This is a genomic window from Actinomadura sp. (genome assembly GCF_044508335.1).
Classification (GTDB): Bacteria; Actinomycetota; Actinomycetes; order Streptosporangiales; family Streptosporangiaceae; genus Spirillospora.
In genome coordinates, this window is record NZ_JBIQHY010000165.1 from 7,006 (window position 1) to 11,948 (window position 4,943).

Below are 4,943 nucleotides of genomic sequence, written 5' to 3' on the forward strand. Positions count from 1 at the left end.
CCGCGCGGACCCGGCGCGGCCCGCGGGCCGGTCGAAGCGCGGCGGGGCGCCCCGGACGGTTCCGGGGCGCCCCGCTGCGGACTCTCGGCCGTGCGCACGGCCCGCGGTGCGGCCGTCCGGTGCGGCCGCGCGTTCGGCTCGTGCGTTCGGCTCGTGCGTTCGGCTCGCCGGTCAGACGTTGACGCCGTAGTCGGAGGCGATGCCCGCCAGGCCGGAGGCGTAGCCCTGGCCCACCGCGCGGAACTTCCACTCGGCGCCGTTGCGGTACAGCTCGCCGAACACCATGGCGGTCTCGGTGGAGGCGTCCTCCGACAGGTCGTAGCGGGCGATCTCGCTGTTGTCGGCCTGGTTCACCACGCGGATGAACGCGTTGCGGACCTGCCCGAAGTTCTGCTGCCGGCCGTCGGCGTCGTAGATCGACACCGGGAACACGATCTTGGAGACCTCGGCGGGGACGGCGTTGAGGTTGACCTTGATCTGCTCGTCGTCGCCCTCGCCCTCGCCGGTGAGGTTGTCGCCGGTGTGCTCGACCGAGCCGTCGGGGCTCCTGAGGTTGTTGAAGAACACGAAGTGCTGGTCCGACAGGACCTTGTTCTCGGCCGACACCAGCAGGGCGCTGGCGTCCAGGTCGAAGTCGGTGCCGGTGGTGGTCCGCACGTCCCAGCCCAGACCGACCACGACGGCGGTCAGTCCGGGAGCCTCCTTGGTCAGCGAGACGTTGCCGCCCTTGCTCAGACTGACTCCCACTGTTGTCTACCTCCGTATCGGGACAGCGGACGGCCGGCGCCCGCGATCGGTCTGTCTAACGAGAACGGTAGCCATCCCTCGCCGGTTCCCCCGGCTCCTTGCCGAATTCGCGGCGTGGCGTGCCGTTTCGCGCCGTCCCGGGCGGAGGGTCACCGGCCGGCCGGGCCGGTGAGGAACGCGGCGGGGGCGGTGACGGGCGCGGGCAGCTCGAACGCGGCGGCCAGGTCCGCCGCGCGCGGCGCCAGCACGTCGCAGGCCCGGCGCCGCGCCGCCCACACCTCGTCCAGGAAACCCGGCGGGGCGGCGCCCTCGTTGAGCAGGTCGGGGGCGCGGCGGTCCAGGACGTTGAGGGCGTGCAGCCGCAGGACGGGCCCGAGCCCGTCCGGGTCGGCGGCGGCGGACGCGGCGCAGATCTCCAGCACGATCCGGTCGGCGCACGCGGCGGCCGTCCTGGCGGCCAGGACGAGGTTGCCGTTCCAGGCGGTGAACGCGTCGCCGCCGGCGGCCAGCGCGTCCTGGACCCGGCCGGCGAGCCGGTCGCGCATGCGGCGCTCGGCGTCGCGGGCCAGGAACAGCCACACGCGCGGGGAGTCCAGGTCGCCGCCGTCGGGCGGGCCGGCGCCCGGCTCGGGCGGGGTGTAGCGGTCCAGGTCGGCCATGGCGCGGGCGGTGTCGTAGAGGATCAGCTCGTTGTCGCCGCCGGCGTTCTGGTAGGCGTGGGCCAGGCCGCGGTAGGCGTTGAGGCGCTCGGCGGCGGCGAAGCCGGGCGCGCCGCTGTGCACCCGGCACGCCGACACCGTCTGCTGCGCCTGGGCGGTCGCGGCGGCCTTCAGCAGCGCCAGGTCGCGGTCGACCGCCGACCAGGGCGCCCACGCGGTGTCGGGCCCGCCGGCGGCCGGGGCCTGGGGGGCGGCGGGGCGGGGGGCGGTGACGTGCGCGGCGACGGCGGTGAGCGCGTGGGCGGCGGCCAGCGCGCCGAGCACGGCCTCCTGCTGGTTGCGGTAGTCGGTCAGCGGGCGGCGGGGCGCGAGCCTGCCGAGGGTGGTGCGGTCCGCCGAGTGCGCCAGCAGCATCCCCGCCGACGCGCGGGTGATCGCGGCGGAGGCGGAGATGACGGCCCGCCACACCGGCGGCGCGATGCCCATGGAGCGGGTCAGCCGGGCCGCCGGGTTCCCGGCCGGGTCGTGGAAGGAGCCGTCGGCGGCGATGCTCGCGCCGTCGCGCAGCCACGCCTCGTAGGGGACGCGGACGCCGTCGAGCAGGACGGCGGCGTAGTCGATCGGCAGCCCGGTCGTCTCCGGCGCCGGGACGATCCGCACGCCGGGCGGGACGGTGCCGTCGGGGTGGCGCAGCGGCACCGCGAACACGAACACCCCGCGCTCGCGCCCGCCGTGGACGAGGGTGGCGTAGACGGCGGCGGTCTTGGCGACGCCGGGGTGGGCGGTGTTGGTGGGGAACTTGGCGGCCTGCGGGTCGGGGGTGGTCAGGGTGAACCCGCCGGTGCCGGGGTCGTGGCGGGCGACGGTGCGGGGCGACAGGTGGCTGTTGCTGCGGCCGACCTCGGTCATCAGCAGCGTCCCGGCCGCCTCCATCGACTCCAGCGCGTCCCGCGCCTCCCGCGCGCCCTGCTGCCCGCCGCCGAACCGCAGGATCGGGCCGAGCGCGAGGGTGTAGTGCAGCAGCATGACGTGGAACAGGGCGGGGTCGGCGATGGCGGCGCGGTCCAGCAGCGCGCACAGCAGGGGCGGGTCGGCCAGCAGTTCGGCGGCGGGCGGCGCGGCCAGCCCGGCGTGCCGCAGCCGCCGGTAGGTGAGGGCCTGGTGCTCGCGGGCGGTGAGCCCGGCGGGGTAGGTGAAGAACTCCTCGGGGACGGCCTCCTCCAGCCGGGCCCGGGTCTTGGCGTCCATCACCGCTCCCCTCCCCCGCGCCCGGCCGTATCGGGGGCCGTATCCGGGGCTGTATCGGGGGGCGCATCGGGGGGCGCCGTGCCGGGGGCCGCCGTCTCCGGTGCGGGCGTGCCGGGGGCGACGCCGGGGGCGGCCTTGCCGGTGCGGCCGTGGCGGGGCCGGTCGCGCAGCGGCGCGAGGGTCCGCGCGCCGGGCACCGACAGCCGGGCGCACTGGCACAGCGCGTCGCCGGGGCCGGCCTCGGTGAACACGGTCGCGCCGGCGGCGCGCACGGCGCGCAGGGCGCCGGGCAGCCGGACGGGCTTGACGATGCAGTCGGCCATGGCGCGGTGCAGGTCGTCGCCGTCGCGGTAGGCGCGGCCGCGGACCGGCGAGTGCACCTCCAGCTCCAGGGGCCGCTGGGGCAGGTGGCGGATCATCGCGTACCACTCGTCGTCGGCGCCGGCCATCGCGGGGTGGTGCGACAGGTAGGGGACGGCGAGCCGCACGGCGCGGATCCCGGCGCCGTGGGCGGCGTCCACGACCGCCTCCAGGGGGCCGTCGGGACCGGACACGATCGTCACCGACGGCGCGTTCAGGCAGGCGACCACCACCTCGGGCGCGGCGGCGGACTTGATGCAGGCGCGGGCGCCGTCCTCGCCGGTCTCCAGCAGCGCCATGCCGCCGCCGCGGCCGCGGGAGGTCAGGACGCCGACGGCGGCGACGGCCATCCGGGCGCCGTCGGCGATGCCGAACGCGCCGGCGCTGACCAGCGCGGCGATCTCGCCGAAGCTCTGCCCGACCGCGTAGCGGGGGTGGACGCCGCAGGCGCGCAGGGCGCGGTCGACGGCGACGGAGGCGGCGTAGGAGCACAGCTGGGCGACGCCGGGGGTGCGGGACGCGGCCCGGTATCGGGTGGGGTCCTCCAGCAGTATCGCCCGCAGGGACGGCCAGCCGGCGGCGGGCAGGCCCTCCTGGACGGCGTCCAGGACGTCGGCGACGGCGCGGGCGGCGCCCGGCCCGGCGGCGGCCAGGGCGGGCAGGTCGGGGACTCCGGTGGAGCCGGTGCCGGGGAACAGGAAGGCGCAGATGTCGCCGGGTTTGAGGGCGCGGGCGGGGTCGAACGCGGTGGACGGCACGCGGGTCTCCTTACCTGAAAGGAAGGCCGACTTACCCATTCGGGCATAAAGGCCGCTTAATGCGCACATATGGAACATAAACCGTGAAATGGGATTATTCACTCGTGCAGTGGGTCTGACAACCGCCCGTGGCGCGAGGGGGGAACGAGCGTGACCGTGCGCGAAGACACCCGGTGGGCCGTCCGCGGGACCGGCGCCTGCCTGCCCGAGCGGTGCGTGCCGAGCGACGAGCTGTCCCGCTCGCTGGGCCTCGATCCGTCCTGGATCGAGGACCGCACCGGCATCCGCCGCCGGCACCTGGCCGCGCCCGGGCAGGCCGCCTCCGACCTGGCCGCGGCCGCCGCCGGGCGGGCGCTGGACGCGGCCGGGCTGGACGCCGCCGACATCGGCCTGATCGTCCTCGGCACCTCCACGCCCGACCTGATCGCCCCGTCCACCGCCTGCCGCGTGCAGGCCCTGCTCGGCGCGCGCCGCGCCGCCGCCTTCGACGTCGCCGCCGCCTGCACCGGGTACGTGTTCGGGCTGCAGGCCGCGCTCGGCTGGCTGGCCGCCCAGCGCGGCGCCGCCCCCTACGCGCTGGTCGTCGGCGTGGAGGTGTACTCGCGGTTCCTCAACCCCGCCGACCGCGGCACCGTCGCGGTGTTCGGCGACGGCGCCGCCGCCACCGTCATCGGGCCGGTCCCCGCCCCCTACGGGATCGGCCCGGTCACCCTGGGGTCCGACGGGTCGGGCACCGACGACGTGCTCATCCCCGCCGGCGGCAGCCGCACCCCCGCCACCGCCGAGACCCTCGCCGGCCTCGGCCACACCATCCACATGGACGGCCGCGCCGTCCGCGGCTTCATCGAGCGGATCTTCCCCCGGCTGGTCGCCGAGGCCACCGAGGCCGCCGGGATCAAACCCGCCGACCTGGACCTGGTCGTCCCGCACCAGCCCAACCCGCGGCTGGTCGCCGCGCTGGCGCCCGGCGCCGGGCTCGACCCCGGGCAGCTGGCGATCGTCGGGCACGACGTCGGCAACATCGGCGCCGCCAGCATCCCCTACGCCCTGGACCGGGCCGTGCGCACCGGCCGCCTGGCCGGCGGCGGCCTGGTGCTGCTCGCCGGGTTCGGCGCGGGCGTCACCTGGGGCCACACCCTCATCACCTGGCCCCCGGCCCCGCCCTCCGCCT

At 76.8% G+C, this 4,943-nt stretch carries 4 protein-coding genes; 1 reads left to right on the plus strand and 3 read right to left on the minus strand.

Going from position 1 to position 4,943, the window contains the following annotated elements; translation table 11 throughout:
- Positions 1–171: 171 nt before the first annotated feature.
- From ACIWVC_RS32415 to ACIWVC_RS32425, 3 genes are all read right to left on the minus strand, one after another.
- Positions 172–747, minus strand: coding sequence for a TerD family protein (locus ACIWVC_RS32415; RefSeq protein WP_396455012.1), 576 nt, complete (start codon positions 745–747; stop codon positions 172–174).
- A 149-nt stretch (positions 748–896) separates the two neighbouring features.
- Positions 897–2,654 carry a hypothetical protein gene (locus tag ACIWVC_RS32420; RefSeq protein ID WP_396455013.1) on the minus strand — a complete coding sequence of 586 codons (1,758 nt, stop codon included), beginning with the start codon at positions 2,652–2,654 and terminating at the stop codon, positions 897–899.
- The gene (locus ACIWVC_RS32425) at positions 2,654–3,772 is read right to left on the minus strand and encodes an ACP S-malonyltransferase (RefSeq protein ID WP_396455014.1); all 1,119 of its coding nucleotides are present in this window, start codon (positions 3,770–3,772) and stop codon (positions 2,654–2,656) included. Before ACIWVC_RS32425 ends, ACIWVC_RS32420 begins: the two co-directional genes overlap by 1 nt.
- 150 nt (positions 3,773–3,922) lie before the next feature.
- Between ACIWVC_RS32425 and ACIWVC_RS32430 the strand changes: the two genes are divergently transcribed.
- The coding region (locus ACIWVC_RS32430) for a 3-oxoacyl-ACP synthase III family protein (protein WP_396452445.1) at positions 3,923–4,943 on the plus strand (1,021 nt) is incomplete at its 3' end.

What these genes read in the sequence shown, in the direction of transcription:
- ACIWVC_RS32420 (WP_396455013.1), bottom strand. Translation starts at nt 2,654, where the DNA reads ATGGACGCCAAGACCCGGGCCCGGCTGGAGGAGGCCGTCCCCGAGGAG.